Below are 18,805 nucleotides of genomic sequence, written 5' to 3'. Positions count from 1 at the left end.
CAAATAGCGAAAATCGCCCATATTCGGTATAATGGAATCATCTATGAAGGGAGTTGTGACTGTAATTGGACGACAAAATTTTGCATACGCTTGAATATCGCAAGATTTTAAATAAATTAATGCAATATACGCAGACCTCGATGGGGCGTGAAATGGCGGAACAGCTAAGACCTTCCGGTGATTTTGAAGGCGTAAAGCTGCTGCTGAAGGCTACCGATGAAGCCGCCAACGTGGATCGTCTGAAGGGCATTCCATCGTTTGGCGGAATTACCGACATCAAGGCGGCGCTGAAGCGGGCGTCCATTGGTGGACTGCTTGGAACGCATGAACTGCTTTCTGTCGGCTTCACAATTGGCGGAGCCCGCAGAATCAAGCGTTTTTTGGCTGCAATGCATGAGGATGAGGCTGTTGAATCTTTGTTTGCCCTCAGTGATCTTTTGTCAGAGCAGAAGCATGTAGAGGATGCCATCCGTGCGTGTATTGACGAGAATGCCGATGTCATGGATTCCGCCAGCCCTGAGCTGGCAAATATCCGCCGCGAGCTGCGCGGAGGCGAAGCCAGAATTCGTGAGAAGCTGGACTCGATGATTCGTTCCTCCTCGGTATCTAAAATGCTGCAGGATCAGCTTGTTACGATCCGCGGCGACCGATTCGTAATTCCGGTCAAAGCGGAATACCGTGCCCACTTTGGTGGTATTGTGCATGACCAATCCGGCTCCGGTGCGACCCTGTTCATTGAGCCTGAATCCATTGTGGCGATGAACAATAAGCTGCGGGAGACACGGCTTCGTGAGGAACGGGAAGTGGAGATTATTCTGCACCGGCTAACGGCTCTGGTCGGCGATATCGCGGAAGAGATGACTTACGATGTCGATATCCTGGCCGAACTTGATTTTATTTTTGCCAAAGCTCGTCTGGCCCGGGATATGAAGGCTTCCCAGCCGCGCATGAATGACCGGGGATACCTCAAGCTGCGCAAGGGGCGTCATCCGCTGATCCCTGCAGAGCATGTAGTGCCACTGGATGTGGAACTGGGGAACCAGTACAGCACGATTATCGTTACCGGACCAAATACCGGCGGTAAGACCGTGACCTTGAAGACCATTGGGCTGTTGAGTCTGATGTCCATGTCTGGTCTGTTCATTCCGGCGGAGGAAGGCAGCCAGATGTGCGTATTTGACGCGATCTATGCTGACATTGGCGATGAGCAGAGTATTGAGCAGAGTCTCAGTACCTTCTCCAGCCATATGACTAATATTATTTCCATTCTGCGTAAAATGACTCCGAAGAGCCTCATCCTTCTGGACGAAGTCGGCGCGGGTACGGACCCGGCGGAAGGATCGGCACTGGCCATCGCGATTCTGGAGAACATCCACCGGACGGAATGCCGGATGGTGGCGACTACCCACTACAGCGAGTTGAAGGCCTACGCTTACGAGCGAAAAGGGGTCATCAACGCCAGTATGGAGTTTGATGTACAGAGCCTTAGCCCGACATATCGGTTGCTGGTCGGCGTGCCTGGACGAAGCAACGCGTTTGCTATAGCAGAGCGCCTCGGCTTGCCGAGTGCTATTCTGGAGCATGCGCGCGGTGAGGTCAAGGAAGAGGACCTGCGTGTGGAGCACATGATTGCTTCGCTCGAAGAGAACCGCCTTGGTGCGGAGAATGAGCGGGAGAAGGCGGAGCATATCCGCCGTGAAGCCGAAGAGTTCCGCAGTAAACAGAAGCAGGAACTGGAGAAGCTGGAGAGCCAGCGCGACAAGCGTCTGGAGAAGGCCGAGAAGGAAGCCAGCGACATTCTGGACAAAGTGCGCAAAGAGGCTGAACAGATCATTAGTGATCTGCGCAAGCTGGCGCTGGAGGAAGGAGCTTCGGTTAAGGAGCATAAGCTGATCGAGGCCCGTCGCCGTCTGGATGAAGCTGAGCCCGCGCCGCGCAAGAAGGCAGCGTCCCGCACAGCGGTCAAGCCGCCTAGGCAGATTGGACCTGGAGACGAAGTGCGGGTTTACAGCCTGAATCAGAAGGGTCATGTTGTGGAAATGAGCGGTTCCAAGGAAGCAGTAGTGCAGCTTGGCATTATGAAGATGAAGGTGCAGCTGGATGATCTGGAACTGGTCGCTGCCCAGAAATCGGGCAATCCCACGCCATTGCGGCAGGCTACGACCGTGAAGCGTACGCGCGACGAGAATATCCGCAGGGAGCTGGATCTGCGCGGGGCCAATCTGGAGGAAGCGCTGCTGGAGACGGATCGCTTCATCGACGAGGCGTTCCTCGGCAATCTGGGCCAAATTGCGATTATTCACGGCAAGGGAACCGGGGTATTGCGGTCAGGCATTCATGATTACCTTCGCAAGCACCGGAATGTTAAGAGCTACCGTCTAGGCAACTATAACGAAGGCGGAGCAGGCGTGACGGTAGCCGAGCTGCAATAGCGAAGGAACCATGTGGAGGAGAGAAGGGTGAGCATGCAGGAAAATGTTGATCTTTTGCTGAGGCATCCGCTGGGGTCGCTGCTTGGCTACTTCACCGTAGCAATCTTGGGGCTGGTGGTATTCCTCTCCTTTTTTGAGATGGTGACGAAGTATAACTGCTGGGAAGAAATTCGCAAAGGAAATGTAGCGGCGGCCATGGCAACCGGGGGCAAAATCTTCGGAATTTGCAACATCCTACGTTTCAGCATCCAGGCCGGGGCTTCGATTTACGAGACGATGAAATGGTCGGTTGTGGGCTTTTTGTTGCTGCTGTTGGCCTATTTTCTCTTTGAGTTCCTAACGCCCGTATTTTCTATTGATGAGGAGATTGCCGCAGACAACCGGGCCGTAGGCTTGACCGCACTGCTGATCTCGGTATCCTTATCGTATGTTATTGGAGCTTCCATAATGTAGGAGGAAACCATGAAGATTTTAACCCGGGTCCTGTTTGGTTGCGCCGTTGCTTTTTTGCTCGGTGGCATCATATATGTGACGATTAATTAAATATTAAGCATGTTAAGAAGGAGATTTTAAAGATGGAAACGACTGTATGCCCTTGGTGTGATACCGAAATTGTGTGGGATGAAGAATTCGGACCCGAGGAGTATTGCCCGCACTGCAACAATGAGCTGAAAGGCTACCGGACAGTGAATGTCACCAGTGACGATCTGGAGGACGAGCTGGAAGTGAAAGAGGACACGGACGAAGAGTCTGTGAATGACGAGGACCTGTGGGATGACAGTGAAAAGGATGGCGTAGTGCCTATTTTCAACACTCTGGAACAGTTCCGGGACGATTACGATCTCCAGAAGTATGAACAGAACAGCTCAGCTATTCTGTCGCAGCAAGAAGAAGCACCGGAATGCCCGCAGTGCCATGAATTACTGTTACTGGCTGGAACGCAGGAAGTGAAGGAGTTCGATCCTTCGACCCCGGCTGTCCTTGGCGGACCTGTGCTGAAGGCCCCGTTCTCACTAAATGTATTCGTCTGCCCGTCTTGCTTCCATGTCCAGCACAATCTGGCACAGAAGGACCGGGTACAACTTGTTCGCAATTTGAGCATTGGCAGCTAGGGAATTGATCATTTCCTGCCTGTATGGGCATGATATTCAGAATCATGTCTATAGGCAGGGGGACAATCATGAAGGCTGCATCAATGAAGGTTCAGGCTTCGCTGCTGCTGGGAGTGAACGGTTTGTTTTTACTGGCGGGAGCGTTGTCGGGTACCTTTCTTAACGTTTATTTATGGAAAAGCCGTCAGGATTACATGATGATCGGCTGGTTCACTGTGGCCCAGCAGATTGCGCTGGGCCTTAGTTTTTGGCTCGCAGGCAAATGGGTCAAGGAGCACAACAAGATGAACGCTCTGCGGATCGGGATTGCCGTTTCAGGTCTTTTTTATCTGATTGTGCTGGGAATTGGCGGAAATGCGATTCAGTATATCTGGCCGCTAGGCCTGCTCCTGGGTGTGGCTATCGGATTATTCTGGCTGGCGTTTAATATCGTCTATTTCGAGATTACGGATGCTGCAAACCGTGACTTCTGGAACGGCTGGATGGGACTCTTGGGCTCGCTGACAGGGATAGTTGGACCTTGGGCTTCAGGGAGGTTAATCTCGTCTTTATCCGGAGACCGCGGTTATCAGATCGTATTTATGATCTCGCTCGGTATCTACGGAGCAGCGGTTGTGCTAAGCTTTTTTCTCAAAAAGCGCAAGAGCGAGGCGGATTACGGTTGGCTGGAGCCATGGCGGCAGCTGAAGGGTTCGGATCAGTGGCGAAGAGTGGCTGCAGGGCTTTTTTTTCAGGGCTTGCGAGAAGGGGTCTTCTCGTTTCTAATTGGTTTGCTGGTCTTTGTTGCCGCTAAGGAAGAGAGCAAACTCGGTCAGTTTGCACTGGTTACATCTGCACTCTCGTTAGTAAGTTACTGGATCGCAGGTAAATTCTTTAAGCCGACATACCGGTCTGCCGGTATGCTGATTGGCGGGGTGCTGCTGGTTGGAGTGATCACACCACTGCTGTGGCAGGTGAATTACGGAACTTTATTGATCATGGGAATGGGTACTTCGCTGTTTATTCCGCTGTATATGTTGCCGATGACATCAACCAGCTTTGATCTGATTGGAGCGTCTGAAGAGAGCGTGAGCAATCGGGTGGAGCTTGTCGTGCTGCGGGAGTTAAGTTTGATGTGTGGCAGAATACTGGGTATTCTGGTGTTCATTGCTGTGTTGTCTGTCAACCGATCACCGCGTACGATAACAGTGCTGCTGTTGGTGCTTGGTGCGGCACCGCTGGGAAGCTGGCTGGTCCTTAGGCGTTCTTTGTCCCGTCAGGAGGACAGGCATCCGGTCTAAAACGTTTTATTTTATTGTTATGGGAGAGGCCTACATTGGTCAAAAGAAAACGGATTAACAGCATGGTAACGACGATTGCTATCATGGTGTCCGCAGTGGTGTTTTCCGTACTGCTTGTACTGTATATTATCTTCATTAATCATATTTTACCCCAGACCCGAAAAGCATTGGAGGGCAAGGCCCTAAGCATTGCCCACACAGTTGCCTTGACACCGCTGGTGTCCAAGGGCCTGGAGGAGGGTGTAAGTAAGGATATTCAAGCTTATACGGGAAAAATCGCTCGTCGGAATGATAGTCTGTTCGTAGTGGTACTAGATATGGATAGTATCCGCTACTCGCATCCCGACCCGGCCCTTATTGGCAAGCCTTTTGTTGGCGGAGGACAGGAATTAGCGCTGCAGGGCGAGGATAGCATTTCGGTGGGCTGGGGGACAATGGGCAAATCCTTGCGCGCATTCGTGCCGGTATATAACGACAAAGGACATCAGGTTGGAGTTGTTGTCGTCGGCTTCTCCATGAAACGGGTACATGATATTATTAAGAAAAATGAGTGGACCATCATCTTGATCCTGTTATCGGGGGCCCTGCTTGGTACTTTGGGCGCTATTGTGCTGGGAAAAAAGATTAAGAAGATGATGTTCGGGATGGAGCCGTCGGAAATTTCAAGACTGCTGGAAGAACGCAGTGCTATGCTGCAATCAGCCCGTGAGGGCATCATTGCCATAGACGCTGAGGCGCGTATCACGTTGATTAATGTGGAAGCAGAACGGTTGTTTACGGCTGCTGGAATTACAGGAAAGGCTTTGGAATCATACATAGATGATTATTGGCCAGCTCTGCGTCTGGATAAGGTCTTGATATCAGGAGATGTGAAGCTGGATGAAGAAATTGACCTGAACGGGATTTCTCTGCTGGCTAACAGTTTGCCGATTCGTGTGGGCAGCGAGATTGTTGGAGCGATCGTCACTTTCAGAGATATGACTGAAATTACCCAACTTGCAGCGCAGTTATCCGGGATATCCGTATACGCGGATGCGCTGCGGGCAGGTGCGCACGAATATATGAACAAACTGCATGTTATTTTGGGTATGACCCATATGGGGATGTATGATGAGCTGCAGCAGTATATTTCCGGAACGGTAAGTAATTATCAGAGCGAGATTGGTTCCATCACAAGAGCAATCAAAGATCCGGTTATGGCGGGATTTCTGCTAGGGAAATTAAGCAGGGCCCGCGAGGACGGCATTAATCTTGTGCTGGAGGAAGACAGCTATCTGCCGGAGTCAGCCCAAGCGGAGATAACCCATGAGTTGATCACAATTGCCGGCAATCTGCTGGATAATGCAAGGGATGCCCTGAGCGATATGACGTCTGAAAACAAGGAAATACGGCTGGCTTTTTACTATGACGAAGGCCGTTTGATCTGTATAGTCAGGGACAACGGTCCCGGCATACCGGAACCGCTGCAAGAGAATATCTATACGCAGGGCTTCTCCACAAAAGGGGAGAACCGGGGGATGGGACTCCATCTGGTCCGGCGAAGTGTGAATAAACTGAACGGACATTTGCAGTTGCTTCCCGGTCATGATCCAGGAACGGTTTTTGTCGTAAATGTGCCGTATTTGACTAAAGGTGATGAGTCTAGATGATTAACGTAATAATCGTGGAAGATGATCCGATGGTAGCGAAGTTTAACCGACATTATCTGGAGCAGATGGATGGGTTTCGGTATACTGGCTGTGCTGCTTCAGTTGAAGAGGCTAACGTACTGCTGGCAAGCCAACAAGTAGATTTGATTCTCTTGGATATCTATATGCCAAAGAGTAACGGGCTTCAGCTGCTATCCTTTTTACGTGAACAAGGAAGTACGGTAGATGTGATTGTTATATCGGCAGCTAGCGATAATGTCAGTATCCGTAATGCCTTGCAGCATGGTGCAGTGGATTATCTGATCAAGCCCTTTGAGTTTGCTCGCTTTCAGGCGGCATTGACCACGTACAGGGAGAACAACCTGCTGATGAGGCATAGGAAAAATCTTAATCAGGAACAGTTAGATAAGCTTGTCCGGCATCGGGGTGAGACTGAGAAGAATTCTGTCGTGGTGTCTGCTGCTCCCGTGCTCCCTAAAGGGCTCAGTGAGAGTACCTTGGATAACATCTGGGAGATCATCAACGGGCTGTCGCAAGATTCCTTCTCTACAGACGATATTTCTACAAGAGCGCCTATCTCCAGAATATCGGTGCGCAAGTATTTGATGTATCTGACGGAGACCGGTGCTTTGTCTATGGAGATCAGCTATGGGGCGATAGGGCGTCCAGTATATAAGTACAGGGTAATATCAGAGGGGCACACAGGTGAATCTCCTAATATTTGAGTAGACAAGGTGTTTGCAAGAGGCTGTAAAGTTTGAAATTGCGAGAACCCCAGGTCATTACGACCTGGGGTTTCTTTAATTTTTTATATAAAACGAATAAAAGAAAGTAACAAAGAGCCAGAAGGAACGGAGGGGAAGGATTGGAACTGTAGGAGCGTAAGCGATCGCCTGAAAGCTTTCCATAGGAAAGCACGCATCGTAAGCCTAAGCTGTAGCCAGATATCAACAGCGACCGGAAGTCCAAACATTCACCGTAGTGACGACCAAGCCTTAAGTGAGAATCTTAAGTTTGTTTTATATAGATTAGTACAGAACGTCGCTCAGGATCAGCCTTTTGGATTGATCGTGTTGATATCATGGTTGTTGTTGCTCTTATTGCTACGTATTGAATACAGTATGAATAGTAATATGAACCATAACGGGGTAAACAATAAAGCCGGTCGTGTCTCTTCTGCGAAGAGCATTATGATGAGAATTACGGCAAACAACGTTAGGACCGCATAATTAATAGCCGGGGTGAACGGTGCTTTGAACTTGGATTTAGCCTGTAAGTCCGGCCGAGTCTTCTTGTACTTGATATGGCATACTAGAACAACACCCCAAACCCATATAAAACAAATTGCACTTATAGTAGTGACGATCCCAAAAGCTTGACCTGGAATGACTTTACTTAATAAAGTACCAACCGATATAACGAGCGTAGAAATAAATAAGGAGTTCCCTGGTACATGATTTTTATTTAGCTTGGCAAAATGAGGGGATGCTTGGTTCTTTTTGCTCAAACTATAAAGAATCCGGCTTGTCGAGAACATCCCGCTGTTGCAGGCGGAAGCGGCTGAAGTTAATACGACGAAATTAATAATTCCCGCAGCGATGGGTATTCCTATTAAACTAAAGGTTTTCACGAATGGACTTTCCGCCGGACTGAGTTCTGTCCATGGGTTAATGCACAGGAGGACAAACAGTGCGCCAACGTAAAAAAATAGGATCCGCAAAGGGATTTTATTAATAGCAGATGGAATGTTTTTCTCTGGATTGGATGTCTCCGCTGCCGAAACACCAACTAATTCCACGCCGACATAAGCGAATACCACCATTTGAAAAGAAAATAAAAACCCTGAGGCGCCGTTTGGGAAAAAGCCGCCATGCTCCCAGAGATTCCGTATAGTTACCGATCCTGCATCTGTTTTGAGTCCCATGATCAGCAAAACGATCCCAATGCCGATCAAGGCAAGAATTGTAATTACTTTAATTAACGCAAACCAAAACTCCAATTCCCCGAAATTTTTTACAGTTAATAGATTGAGCCCTAATAAAATGATCAGGCAGACGATGGCCGGTACCCACTGCGGGATATCAAACCAATAGTTCACGTATATGCCAACAGCTATAACATCAGCCATAGCTGTCATGATCCAGCAGAACCAATAGGTCCAACCCGTGATAAACGCAGCTCGAGGGCCGAGATAGTCTTCGGCAATGTCCGTAAACGATTGATAACCTGCCTTAGACAACAGAAGTTCTCCCAATGCTCTCATTACAAAAAACACAGCAATCCCCACGATTAAATACGTGATCATGATAGAAGGACCTGCTTGTTGAATCGCTTTGCCCGATCCCAGGAATAATCCCGTCCCAATGGTGCCGCCAATAGCGATGAGCTGAACATGCCGATTAGCCAGCTCTCGCTTTAATTCTGTTTGTGCCATACCTGTTTCCCCCTAAATGGATATAATGCCAATAAAAAAGAGACTGGATGTCATCCAATCTCTAGGTAAAAAGAATATTAAATAATACTTGCCCTGCTAATGATAATCAGCATGACAAATACATATTCAGTACTCTTCTGTCCTTTTGCCTGAGATTGTGAACCCTTCGGCGCCGCAGATTGCCTGCGGTCTCTCCAGAAGCTGCTCCTGCTATAGTGTGATCCATAGCAATCATAGCTTATGATTTATGAAGTTTATGTTTGTGTAGCGACGGTGTTCTGATATGCAACATATTACATTTAATGTGAATATCCGAACAGTGATAAAAGTCTCTCTGTCACGCAGATAGTATATTATAACATGAAATTCATTAAAATTATGAAGGATCTGTTACTTTAATGACGAAACGTTTTCTTTAATTACGTAAACTATCATGAACAGCACTTTTACGGTTATGATTAATTGTGAAAAAAAGCACAAGGGGGCAATTATAAATTATGAAAAAGAAATCAGTGGCTGCGCTTATTCTCATTCTCTCTGTTATGCTCGTGATCGCAGGATGCGGGAATAGTGGCAATAACAGCAGTAAAGGCAACTCCGTCAATAACAGCAGCAGCGGGAACAAGAATCAAGACAACAAGGATGCGGCAAAGGAAGCAACCACGGAGGCTGTTTCAGGAGCATCGGAAGCAAGCTATACACCGCTCGATCAACTGAAGGATACATACGATATCATTATTGTCGGTGGAGGCGGGGCAGGGATGTCTGCCGCGCTTGAGGCTAAAGCCAAAGGGATGAATCCTGTTATTTTTGAAAAAATGCCGGTTGCTGGCGGGAATACAACGAAGTCTTCTTCGGGAATGAACGCTTCTGAAACGAAGTTCCAAAAGGAGCAAGGTATTGCAGACAGCAATGATTTATTTTATGAAGAGAGCTTAAAGGGTGGTCATGATACGAACGACAAAGAGATGCTGCGTTTCTTCGTTGACCATTCCGCAAGTGCCATTGACTGGCTCGACTCCATCGGAATCAAACTGAGCAATATCACCATTACAGGCGGTATGAACGAGAAGCGTACACATCGTCCTGAAGATGGCTCTGCAGTTGGACAATATCTTGTTAAAGGTCTAGTGAACAATATTCAAGAGCAAGGAATCCCGCTTTTTGTGAACGCCGATGTCAAGGACATTACTGAAAAAGATGGCAAGGTCAATGGCGTCAAAGTCATCTTTAACCAAGAGGATGAAAAAACCATTACAGCGAAGGCGGTCGTTGTGACAACTGGAGGTTTTGGGTCCAACAAGGAAATGATCTCTGAAGTCAGACCTGATTTAGACGGATATGTAACAACCAATCAAATCGGCAGCACAGGTGACGGCATTCAGATGATTGAGAAGCTTGGTGGTGTAACTGTCGATATGGATCAGATCCAAGTTCACCCGACGGTGCAACAAGAAAAATCATATCTCATTGGGGAAGCTGTTCGCGGGGAAGGCGCTATCCTCGTATCCAGCGAAGGTAAACGATTCACCAACGATCTGGGTACTCGTGACAAAGTAACCGCCGCAATCAATCAACTTCCTGAAAATGCAGCTTTTCTGGTCTTTGATTCTGGCGTGAAATCCAGAGTTAAAGCAATCGAACAATATGAGAAGATGGGCTTTGTGATCCAAGCTGATTCCATCGAGACATTGGCCCAGGAAATGGGTGTGCCGGGTGATCAATTGCAAAAAACACTGGATACCTGGAACAGCTCTGTAAAAGGTAAAGAGGATGCCGAATTCGGCAGAACGACAGGGATGGATAACGACTTGTCCAGCGCGCCCTACTTTGCGATTAAAATCGGTCCCGGGGTTCATTACACCATGGGCGGTGTGAAAATCAACACCAACACAGAAGTTTTAAATAAAGAGGGTAACCCTATTACAGGTCTGTTTGCTGCAGGTGAGGTGACAGGAGGTCTGCATGGTCAAAACCGGATCGGCGGAAACTCGGTTGCAGAAATCATTATTTTCGGTCGCCAAGCGGGGATCAAATCTGCAGAATTTGTAAAAGCAAACTGAGAAATACACCATTCATCCATCATATTGGAAAATAAACAAAAGCTTGGACTGATTACAGTCCAAGCTTTTGTTGTAGGTGCAGTCACAATTATAATCAGCTCGTCTTTTCATGAAACGCTATGGGGTGAAGGTCTGGATGAACGGGTCAGTGAGAACAGTTCGAGTTCCGGCCTGTGCTTTCCACCAAGAGTATCCGTCAATAGCTCTGCCGCTATATTGCTGTAGGCAGTGCCGTTGCCGCCGTAGCCTTCAATGAAGTAACTATGCGGATAATCCGGGTGCGGCCCAATATAGGGCAGGCCGTCACGCGTTGTTCCAAATACGGCGCCCCAGGCGTATTCAACCTCTATGCCGCGGATTTCCGGGAATAATGCTTCCAGCTCCTCCCGTAGCCTTTTACTCTGGGAGAGAACTCTAACCTCGCGCTGCTTGTCATCAGTCAGTGGTTCATCTTTACCGCCGGCAATGATGCGTCCCTCCGGAGTGGTTCTGAAGTAAAGGTAGGGACGAGCTGTTTCCCAGAGCAAGCTTTGCTCATGCCATTTGGGAAGCTCTTTCAGGGGACGGGTCATGATAGCATATGTATTAATCAGTTCGGCACCCCGGTCCTTCTTCATCTCCTGTGTCTCATAGCCCATAGCAAAAATAACATTCTTCGCAAAAATCCGACCATGCCGGGTGTGGCAAATCACGCCGTCTTCCTTGAACTCATAATGCTGCGCTTTGGTCTGTTCGTATACACGAGCCCCGTTCTTGGCCGCTTGATGAATCAGGCTATGCACCGTTCGGAAGGGATTGGTCTCGGCATCTCCCCGGGAGTACAGGCCTGCTGGTTTGGCAAAAGAGTATGCCGAAGCAATCTGGTCCTGCTCCCAAAACTCCGAATGAAAGCCGTGAGCGGTCAAATTGCGGTGCTCTTCACGTAGGGTTGGTACATCCTCTGGCTTACTGGCATACAGCAAGCTGGAACGGGGAATGATCTGCGGGTCGATCTCCAGCTTGGCAGGGAGGCCAACAATATTGTCGAGTGCCTTCTGACACAACTTATAGAACATCACACCCTGAGCCTCTCCAAACGTGTTGATACAAGCAGTCAATGACTTGTCATTAGAGATCTGCAATAGTCCAGTGTTAGCGTGTGAGCTTCCGCCAGCTACGGCTCGTTTGTCGATCAAGAGCACATCTGCTCCGTTCACGGACAGCTGATAGGAAGTCATGGCTCCGCCCATTCCGCCGCCTACTATCAGACACTCACAGTAGGCATCTCCTTGCAACGCCGGGTAAGCAGGCGGATTTAGCAATGTATCACTCCAGGGCGTTTGCCCGCTGATTAATTTCATCGTCGATCTCCCTTTCGTATCATCGGGCGTAGTATTCGCAGGAAACGATGGACTCATGCATGTTTTGCCTGTGCTGGTTTGCGCTTTTTGGCACATAATGTGCTGGGCCCGGGGCATACTACTGTTGGTTTGAACCATCTATAAGGAGGGAAAACATCATATGCAATCTACACAAATGCAGGCACTCAGCGGTAAAGAGCTGGAATACATCGCCGACTCCATTTCTAATGAGGATTTGCTAATCAAGCAACTGGCGGCTACAGCCGGTTCTACACAGAATCAGGCCGTCCGCCAAATCTGCATCCAGCATATCCAGAGCCATACACAGCACATGGGCATGTTGACACAAATGCTGCAGCAGCACCAGCAATATGCCCCAACGCAGCCACAATAACGCTATTCCAACTTTAAGGAGGTTATCTTAGTGAACGCACAAAACGGATCATTTATGGCGGATGAGGACCTGATGAATACGGTGCTGGCCGACCTGAAACGGACGGTACGCGAATATACCACTGCCGCCACAGAATCTGCCTGTCCATCTGTTCGTCAAGCCTTCAACAATTTGACGATGGATACGCTGCGCCTTCAAGGGGATTTGTATACCCATATGTCGCAAATGAATATGTACACAGCTCCCTCCAAGGCCTTGCGTCAGGATGTGGACAAGCAAATTCAGACTGCACAGCAGACACAGCAAAAATGCCAGCAGTTTGTGCAGCAAAAAACAGGGGGAGTCGGCGACTATAGCCATAATCCCAGCGTGACTCATCAACAGAACAATTCACATAATTCTTACTATATGTAACCCGTCTCCCGGGCCTGTGAAGCAGCGAGTTATATCGCTTAAGCGGGCCCACCGGGTAATGCAAAGCAAAGGTTGATTCCCGAAGGGAACCAACCTTTGTTTTTTTATATTTCAGTATTCTCTTGATAATATACCCGTCCCAAACAACTTTCACAACCTTTTACTATGATGAAACGACCAGAATAGTAAGAGGTTAACGCCTCAAGACACTCCAAGGGGATGTTGAGATGTTAGATAAGTTATTTGAACTGATTGATAAAAATTATGGTAGGGATACTTTCTTTATGGGGTTGGCTTTCAAGTTCGATAAAGGCATAGCAATGATTGACAAGCACTTTGCAGAAAACATTGATGATGGCTTTGTAGTCGAATGGGTAAGTTTTGTAGACATTGAGAAGCCAGTATCAGTAATCTGTGAGGACATTTCCGAACTTTATACTCTACTTAGAGAACTTGCCCTGTAAATCTTTAGGGCTTTTCTTTTTGTCCAGGTAGTATGTCCACAGGGGCGCATCATTAACTTTTCGGTTGCCCCTTACTCTCTCAGTAGTCAATCTATCCCCTCAGATAGTTGCGGTAGGTGCGTACAAAAAGTTATTCGGTTCACATCGCTACTTATATTGGTGCAGAGGTGGTTTGTTTTGAAATGTAAATGTAGCCGGTTCATTACGCAACAGGCTAAGGTGTTAGCCAAAGTATATGAATCTACTGGCGGCCTGTGCATCCACTGTTTATCGGAGACTCTTAATGTCCCATATCAAGAACTATTAGATAGATACTCAGGAATATACGAATGCCGCCCGTGTGCGCAAGACAAGAAAAAAGAAGAGTTGAGAAGAAAATTGCTTGGTTTAGAGGGGTAAACACGAGGGATCAGCGGCACTTTCAAAATGATCATGGAGAAAGTCAAACAAGGAGATTGAAGTGGAGTGGGTTCGATAATGAGCGAGTACGTAAAGTGCATCAAATGTGAGTTCAGGTATGTGACAGACAAAGCAAGGGAGAATTTTTTAGCAGAAGGAATTGAGGGAGACCCCCTGCTTTGCCTTCATTGTATTGGTGAGGTTACTGGAAAGGTCATGAACCGTTTCGGGCACTTAGTAAATCCAGAAGATTTAGAAAGTGATAATCAACGTATGCAAGTATTACCACAGACAATCACAGGCTGCAGACCGTGCATGAAGAAAAGAGGAGTGTTATGAAGAGTGAAAGGCTTTACTTGAGAGCTACTCCTGAAACTAAAGAGTACCTTCAAAGCATTGCAGATAAATACTTTGAAGGAAAAATGTCTGCTGTATTTGACTACATGATAGAACGATTGGAGTTACGTTTGGAGAGCGTTGAATCTTAATGACTGATTTGTCTATCCGTAAGAAAGGTACACAGGGGGATGAAGCAATGGATGAAAATGTAGGCAGGGTTGTAGTTAGTGTTGGCACCAAGGGTAGTGGTAAAACGAAGAAGCTTATTAATTTATATGAAGAAATAAAAAGTGATGGGCTTCGTGTGGCTGTATTTAAGCCGTTTATGTCTCATGAGGTTGAGGAGGCTGATTTTGTATGCGCTAGGGATGGAAGAAAAGCTCCTGCCATCTCTGTTGATTTCCTAGATGAAATACCAAGGATAGCTGAAGAAGAATGCTTACAGGCAATCTTAGTAGACGAGATCCAGTTCTTTGAGGATTTCGAGCCATATAAGACACTCGAGGGATTGGCCATGTCCGGAATAGAAGTTTATGTTTTCGGTCTGGACGTAACATCTGACAATGTGACTTATGAAAACATAGGTGATATTTTAGCGCATGCAGATGAAGTTCACAAGTTACGTACTCCCTGTGTCCAGTGTGGTGAAGAAGCTAGAATTAGCAAATTTATGGGTGAACAGAAGGATGGGAATGTTCAATTACGTGAGCATGATGACTACGCCCCACATTGCCGTGCTTGCTTTTATGGTTGGAAAGAGAAGCTCGAGCAGATGAAGAAGACGGTTTCCCTAACTGTAGACAGTAAAAATTTCTTTTTTACTTGTGATATTGATATTGACCGCATTCGTGAATTAGGTTACGAACCTGAGAAGATTTCTGAACAACTCCTCTCACTTGACTCAGTTGTTGAGTTCATCTCCAAAATGAAGAAAGTGGAGTGATTAGTGCTCCAATGATGACCAGGGGAAAGGTTATACCTGACATGTAAAATTTACACTCTATATAGTAAAAAGATACATTCAAAAGATAAGAGATAAGAGATAAAAGATAAAAGATAAAAGATAAAAGATAAAAGATAAAAGATAAAAGATAAAAGATAAAAGAATAACATTAGGAGCAATCCTGCAGGTAGCATCGGACTATGTACAGGGCTTTGTTAGAGTGTTTATTGAATAACTTATAATGTACGTACAGAACAGAATCGATTTCCATAAAGTGAATACGTGGAAGGTAGGTTGTGTGAGGGCAAACTGGACTAAGATTATTCTTCCTAACTTGAGAAGGTAAACTTCGAGCATGTTGATATTTAAAAATACCGCTAAGGGGAGAAATGCAAAATGGCAGGTAAGAAATTGACGGTGGCCAAGAAGACGGCCCTCGATGAAAAAAAAACTGAGGTTGTAGAAGTTCCTGAAGTGTACAAAAAACCTAAGCAGACGATAGAGAGTCTCAAAGCAGAGGATATAGAAGGTGATGTAGTGGAAGAGTTCACTCAACAACTGTCAATCTTCGGTCAACTTATTTACAACGCTAGTAATGAAGATGTAACTCTAATTGTAGACAATCTGGGCTTTGGTGATATCTACGTTAGTGACAAAAATGACGTTCGAGTGGGCAATGAATCACAGCGATTGCTTTACAAGGAGCAACGGGCATTTAAGGCACAACAACTGTTTTTGATCTCAGCAAGTCAACCTGTTGCTTCAATTATTGAAATCAAGTAGAGCGGGAACCGAAACAGAATAACTTCGGCATTGATGGTGGCTACTTCATGTCGTAGGCGGCAGCTCTATCCAATAAAAGGGAGACGTATGGACAGAAATTAAATCTTCTTACTGGTTAAGCGAAGCCATAACAGCGAGTCTATCAATGTTCAAGGAAGCTGTACGTAGTGCGGTTAAGAGCGTACCCCTTTCAGCTTATATTGATTTACGAAGAGGATGTGATGCAGCATGAGGAGATAAATGTCTCTGATGTATATGCGCACATTCACACCACCCTTCGTGAAAACCCTGAGATTATAGTTATGCTAGGGTTGACGGATGAATCTGCTCTGGAAGACTCAGCTACCAAGATTCAGAAGAGGAAGAAGCCATAGGGATTAGTTCAGCACAACTTACCCTTGAAATCTTTCTACAAAAATCCGGGGCACAGAGGGGTGAATTACCTTGAGTACAGGTTCATTGTAGACTTCGATATCTACACTCAGGATGACGTTGAATTGGCTAGTAACATAGCTGACCAGAATACTCAACACTTGGACGACAAGTTCATGTTGGGGCTGAAGTAAGAAAGTGTGTTGAAGGGGAAATATGTCACAAGTGCTGAAGATGACACTGACCTAACAAACACTTACAAGTATTTCACCCAAATAGGATTCACTATTGGGATAGATAACTAATTGAAGGAGGTCTCTAAAATGGGAGTTACAAAAAATAAAAAAATGCTGATTAAAGGCGCAGGTAAGTTCATGGCTAAAATCCCGAAGTGTGATGACCTAATCACAATCGGTACACTGAACAACATGCGTCTGGACATTCAGATGGACATGCAAGACATTGAAGGCGGCGACACTAGCGTAGCGCTGGATACTTTGCTCCGTAAGAAAACGATTGATATCACTGCGGAATCGGCAAAATTCGATTTGAACTTGGTACGTCTCGTACTTGGTTCTAAACTTCGTGAGGGTGTTTCCGGTTCTGCTTATAGCATGGTTACCGAAACTGTCCTTGTTCCATCTTCCTCGCCTTACCAAGCTACACTGACTCAAACAGCACTAGCATCCCCTGCTGTTAAGGTATTTAAAGGAACAGTGGCTGGTGAAGATGTAACGGTTGACACTACTGTATCAGGAAAAACTGCGGTATTCGATATGTCCCTGGCAGGTAAGACTGTGGTTATCGTTTATGCTGTAGCACTTGATGGGGTAACTCAAGATCCTGATGGTTTCGTGTGGGTACTTGAAGAGAAGCATACGGTTAAGCAAGTAGGAACGGCTTTCACTGTTGATCTTGTGTACGGTGGATCTTTGAACATTGACCCTCAGATTTCCGTAAGGACTTTGGCGGGAAATAAGCTTCTTAAGAAGACAACTGGCGTCCCTACTGAATCGCAGTACACTGTAACAGGTGGTAAACTTTCCTTTAACTCTGCCTTGAAAGACGTAGATATTTATGTGAATTACAAGCGGAACGAAGTGGTTGATATCCTTGATATTACGTCTAAGGACATGCCATTGACTGTACACGTTGTTCATGACGGTCAGTTCGAGCAAAAGGATGGAACTATCCAAGGTTACCAAACCGAACTGTACCAATGCCGTGTGAAGTCTAACTTCACTCTGGATGCACAACGTCAACAAGCATCCACGCACAGTGTAACACTAACCGTTATTGACCCTGAACGCACAGACGGTAAGCTTGGTTCTATCAAGCGCTACGAAGTCGGTTCTATCACTGCCGAAGATTGCTAATAAAAAGACCCTCTTAAGAGGGTCTTTTTTACATACCAGGTGTTAGAGTGTAGGCCTACATACTTAGAATGTTCAGTGAGGTGACTGCACGGACTTCTCCCGCCATGTAGTTGCTTTGATTTCTTGGTTACCTTGGGGGAGAAAATAAAGGGGGCTATTTGAATGAGTGAACGTGATCTGGTTATCCCAAAAGCAGAAGACGGCATTTCAAAAGGGACTACAAATCAAGTTGAGGAGCAATCTTCGAAGGTGGAAGAGGAAGAAAAGAAGCCACTGACACAAGAGGAAGCCGATATTCGTGAGAAGGTCTTCTTTGAAGAAGACGAAAAGGTGCGTTTACGTGACGGAAAGACTTATTATATTCCTCCTTTGGGTTTGAAAGATGCAAGAACTTTGATGAAGAAACTCAATACCATTGAATCGGGCATTATCATTGCCAACTTAATTCCAGAAGATGGCGAAGATAGATTTGAAGAGTTGCTCGATGTACTTCTGATGGCATTTAAGCCTTATTACAAGCATATTACAGTCGAACATCTCGAGGAGTATGTTGATCTGGAGACGGCTAAGAAGATTATCGATAGCATGATTGGGATAAATGGGCTAAAAAAGTCAATGTAACCACTAAGGAAGAGGAAGAAGACTTCGACAGCAAGCCGCCTGTCGATTGGGCAAACATCTTCTTCAAACTTGCACACTATTGCAACTTGAAGAAGCAGGACGTGTGGAAGTTAACCTTGCCTCAGTTAGGTTACTATCTGGAACAATGCAATGAACACATTCAGTTTACTATAAAGGTTTCTACTATGTCGCTTGGCGGGTTGTTTGGTGGAGGAATTTCTTCTGGCGAACCTGCTGGAGAAGAGGAAGGACCTGATGGTAAATACGTGGATGGTTATAAAGTAGCTGACGCGGAAGACATGAATTTCCTCGCACAGTTATTGTAGACCCTCCTGCTCTGCTTCCTTCTAGGGAGGGGCAGGAGTTTTATTTTATTAGGGCAGGTGATAT

Annotated in this window: 18 protein-coding genes and 1 riboswitch; of the genes, 16 read left to right on the top strand and 2 right to left on the bottom strand. The window is 46.5% G+C overall.

Annotated features, from left to right (window positions below):
- Window positions 1-65 precede the first annotated feature (65 nt).
- The 6 genes from ACFVU8_RS14795 (at window position 66) to ACFVU8_RS14770 (ending at window position 7,198) form a co-directional block, all read left to right on the top strand.
- Complete coding sequence (locus ACFVU8_RS14795) at window positions 66-2,432, top strand: endonuclease MutS2 (protein ID WP_387428143.1); 2,367 nt, start codon at window positions 66-68, stop codon at window positions 2,430-2,432.
- Window positions 2,433-2,465: 33 nt separating this feature from the next.
- A complete protein-coding gene (locus tag ACFVU8_RS14790; RefSeq protein ID WP_066373746.1) occupies window positions 2,466-2,885 on the top strand; it encodes a DUF350 domain-containing protein in 420 nt (139 codons plus the stop codon).
- 122 nt (window positions 2,886-3,007) lie between these two features.
- A complete protein-coding gene (locus ACFVU8_RS14785; RefSeq protein ID WP_379465052.1) occupies window positions 3,008-3,544 on the top strand; it encodes a hypothetical protein in 537 nt (178 codons plus the stop codon).
- 68 nt (window positions 3,545-3,612) lie between these two features.
- Window positions 3,613-4,824, top strand: coding sequence for an MFS transporter (locus ACFVU8_RS14780; RefSeq protein ID WP_387428141.1), 1,212 nt, complete (start codon window positions 3,613-3,615; stop codon window positions 4,822-4,824).
- Between the two features lie 35 nt (window positions 4,825-4,859).
- Window positions 4,860-6,473, top strand: coding sequence for a DcuS/MalK family sensor histidine kinase (gene dcuS, locus ACFVU8_RS14775; protein WP_387428140.1), 1,614 nt, complete (start codon window positions 4,860-4,862; stop codon window positions 6,471-6,473).
- Window positions 6,470-7,198, top strand: coding sequence for a response regulator (locus ACFVU8_RS14770; RefSeq protein ID WP_387428139.1), 729 nt, complete (start codon window positions 6,470-6,472; stop codon window positions 7,196-7,198). The genes dcuS and ACFVU8_RS14770 overlap by 4 nt, the downstream gene beginning before the upstream one ends.
- Window positions 7,199-7,524: 326 nt before the next feature.
- Here the strand turns inward: ACFVU8_RS14770 and ACFVU8_RS14765 are convergent, their stop codons facing one another.
- Window positions 7,525-8,907, bottom strand: coding sequence for an amino acid permease (locus tag ACFVU8_RS14765; protein WP_387428138.1), 1,383 nt, complete (start codon window positions 8,905-8,907; stop codon window positions 7,525-7,527).
- Between the two features lie 127 nt (window positions 8,908-9,034).
- Window positions 9,035-9,115, bottom strand: a riboswitch (glycine riboswitch).
- Between the two features lie 289 nt (window positions 9,116-9,404).
- On the opposite strand from ACFVU8_RS14765, the gene ACFVU8_RS14760 reads away from it, so the two are divergent.
- On the top strand, window positions 9,405-10,970 hold the full coding sequence (locus ACFVU8_RS14760; RefSeq protein WP_387428137.1) for a flavocytochrome c: 1,566 nt from the start codon (window positions 9,405-9,407) through the stop codon (window positions 10,968-10,970).
- Between the two features lie 107 nt (window positions 10,971-11,077).
- Here ACFVU8_RS14760 and ACFVU8_RS14755 read toward each other — a convergent pair whose 3' ends face one another.
- Window positions 11,078-12,310 (bottom strand): NAD(P)/FAD-dependent oxidoreductase, encoded by a 1,233-nt coding sequence (locus tag ACFVU8_RS14755; RefSeq protein ID WP_387428135.1) that lies wholly within the window; start codon window positions 12,308-12,310, stop codon window positions 11,078-11,080.
- A 160-nt stretch (window positions 12,311-12,470) separates the two neighbouring features.
- Here ACFVU8_RS14755 and ACFVU8_RS14750 point away from each other — a divergent pair, with 160 nt between their 5' ends.
- The 9 genes from ACFVU8_RS14750 (at window position 12,471) to ACFVU8_RS14710 (ending at window position 18,741) form a co-directional block, all read left to right on the top strand.
- Entirely contained in the window at window positions 12,471-12,704 is a 234-nt protein-coding gene (locus ACFVU8_RS14750) for a hypothetical protein (protein ID WP_175374126.1), read from the top strand.
- Between the two features lie 54 nt (window positions 12,705-12,758).
- Entirely contained in the window at window positions 12,759-13,118 is a 360-nt protein-coding gene (locus ACFVU8_RS14745; RefSeq protein WP_175374301.1) for a spore coat protein, read from the top strand.
- Window positions 13,119-13,345: 227 nt separating this feature from the next.
- A complete protein-coding gene (locus ACFVU8_RS14740; RefSeq protein WP_387428133.1) occupies window positions 13,346-13,582 on the top strand; it encodes a hypothetical protein in 237 nt (78 codons plus the stop codon).
- 734 nt (window positions 13,583-14,316) lie between these two features.
- A complete protein-coding gene (locus tag ACFVU8_RS14735; RefSeq protein ID WP_175406453.1) occupies window positions 14,317-14,469 on the top strand; it encodes a hypothetical protein in 153 nt (50 codons plus the stop codon).
- A 47-nt stretch (window positions 14,470-14,516) separates the two neighbouring features.
- A complete protein-coding gene (locus tag ACFVU8_RS14730) occupies window positions 14,517-15,263 on the top strand; it encodes a hypothetical protein (RefSeq protein ID WP_387428132.1) in 747 nt (248 codons plus the stop codon).
- 396 nt (window positions 15,264-15,659) lie between these two features.
- Window positions 15,660-16,046, top strand: coding sequence for a hypothetical protein (locus ACFVU8_RS14725; RefSeq protein ID WP_387428131.1), 387 nt, complete (start codon window positions 15,660-15,662; stop codon window positions 16,044-16,046).
- A 695-nt stretch (window positions 16,047-16,741) separates the two neighbouring features.
- Window positions 16,742-17,794 carry a hypothetical protein gene (locus ACFVU8_RS14720; RefSeq protein ID WP_066373773.1) on the top strand — a complete coding sequence of 351 codons (1,053 nt, stop codon included), beginning with the start codon at window positions 16,742-16,744 and terminating at the stop codon, window positions 17,792-17,794.
- Window positions 17,795-17,956: 162 nt separating this feature from the next.
- The gene (locus tag ACFVU8_RS14715) at window positions 17,957-18,415 is read left to right on the top strand and encodes a DNA polymerase III subunit gamma/tau (protein ID WP_387428130.1); all 459 of its coding nucleotides are present in this window, start codon (window positions 17,957-17,959) and stop codon (window positions 18,413-18,415) included.
- A 101-nt stretch (window positions 18,416-18,516) separates the two neighbouring features.
- Window positions 18,517-18,741, top strand: a complete 225-nt coding sequence (locus ACFVU8_RS14710) for a hypothetical protein (RefSeq protein WP_387428129.1) — start codon at window positions 18,517-18,519, stop codon at window positions 18,739-18,741.
- Window positions 18,742-18,805 lie beyond the last annotated feature (64 nt).

Source organism: Paenibacillus sp. NPDC058177 (assembly GCF_042883835.1).
Classification (GTDB): Bacteria; Bacillota; Bacilli; order Paenibacillales; family Paenibacillaceae; genus Paenibacillus_AQ; species Paenibacillus_AQ agri.
The sequence above is the reverse complement of the archived record's forward strand: the minus strand, read 5'-3'. Positions and strand labels throughout refer to the sequence as shown.

Bases quoted from the DNA above. Each gene is read 5' to 3' on its own strand.
- ACFVU8_RS14740 (WP_387428133.1), top strand. From the start codon at position 13,346: ATGTTAGATAAGTTATTTGAACTGATTGATAAAAATTATGGTAGGGAT.
- ACFVU8_RS14720 (WP_066373773.1), top strand. From the start codon at position 16,742: ATGGGAGTTACAAAAAATAAAAAAATGCTGATTAAAGGCGCAGGTAAG.
- ACFVU8_RS14780 (WP_387428141.1), top strand. From the start codon at position 3,613: ATGAAGGCTGCATCAATGAAGGTTCAGGCTTCGCTGCTGCTGGGAGTG.
- ACFVU8_RS14750 (WP_175374126.1), top strand. From the start codon at position 12,471: ATGCAATCTACACAAATGCAGGCACTCAGCGGTAAAGAGCTGGAATAC.
- ACFVU8_RS14745 (WP_175374301.1), top strand. From the start codon at position 12,759: ATGGCGGATGAGGACCTGATGAATACGGTGCTGGCCGACCTGAAACGG.
- ACFVU8_RS14760 (WP_387428137.1), top strand. From the start codon at position 9,405: ATGAAAAAGAAATCAGTGGCTGCGCTTATTCTCATTCTCTCTGTTATG.
- ACFVU8_RS14785 (WP_379465052.1), top strand. From the start codon at position 3,008: ATGGAAACGACTGTATGCCCTTGGTGTGATACCGAAATTGTGTGGGAT.
- ACFVU8_RS14765 (WP_387428138.1), bottom strand. From the start codon at position 8,907: ATGGCACAAACAGAATTAAAGCGAGAGCTGGCTAATCGGCATGTTCAG.
- ACFVU8_RS14725 (WP_387428131.1), top strand. From the start codon at position 15,660: ATGGCAGGTAAGAAATTGACGGTGGCCAAGAAGACGGCCCTCGATGAA.
- ACFVU8_RS14790 (WP_066373746.1), top strand. From the start codon at position 2,466: ATGCAGGAAAATGTTGATCTTTTGCTGAGGCATCCGCTGGGGTCGCTG.
- ACFVU8_RS14730 (WP_387428132.1), top strand. From the start codon at position 14,517: ATGGATGAAAATGTAGGCAGGGTTGTAGTTAGTGTTGGCACCAAGGGT.
- ACFVU8_RS14735 (WP_175406453.1), top strand. From the start codon at position 14,317: ATGAAGAGTGAAAGGCTTTACTTGAGAGCTACTCCTGAAACTAAAGAG.
- ACFVU8_RS14755 (WP_387428135.1), bottom strand. From the start codon at position 12,310: ATGAAATTAATCAGCGGGCAAACGCCCTGGAGTGATACATTGCTAAAT.
- ACFVU8_RS14770 (WP_387428139.1), top strand. From the start codon at position 6,470: ATGATTAACGTAATAATCGTGGAAGATGATCCGATGGTAGCGAAGTTT.
- ACFVU8_RS14715 (WP_387428130.1), top strand. From the start codon at position 17,957: ATGAGTGAACGTGATCTGGTTATCCCAAAAGCAGAAGACGGCATTTCA.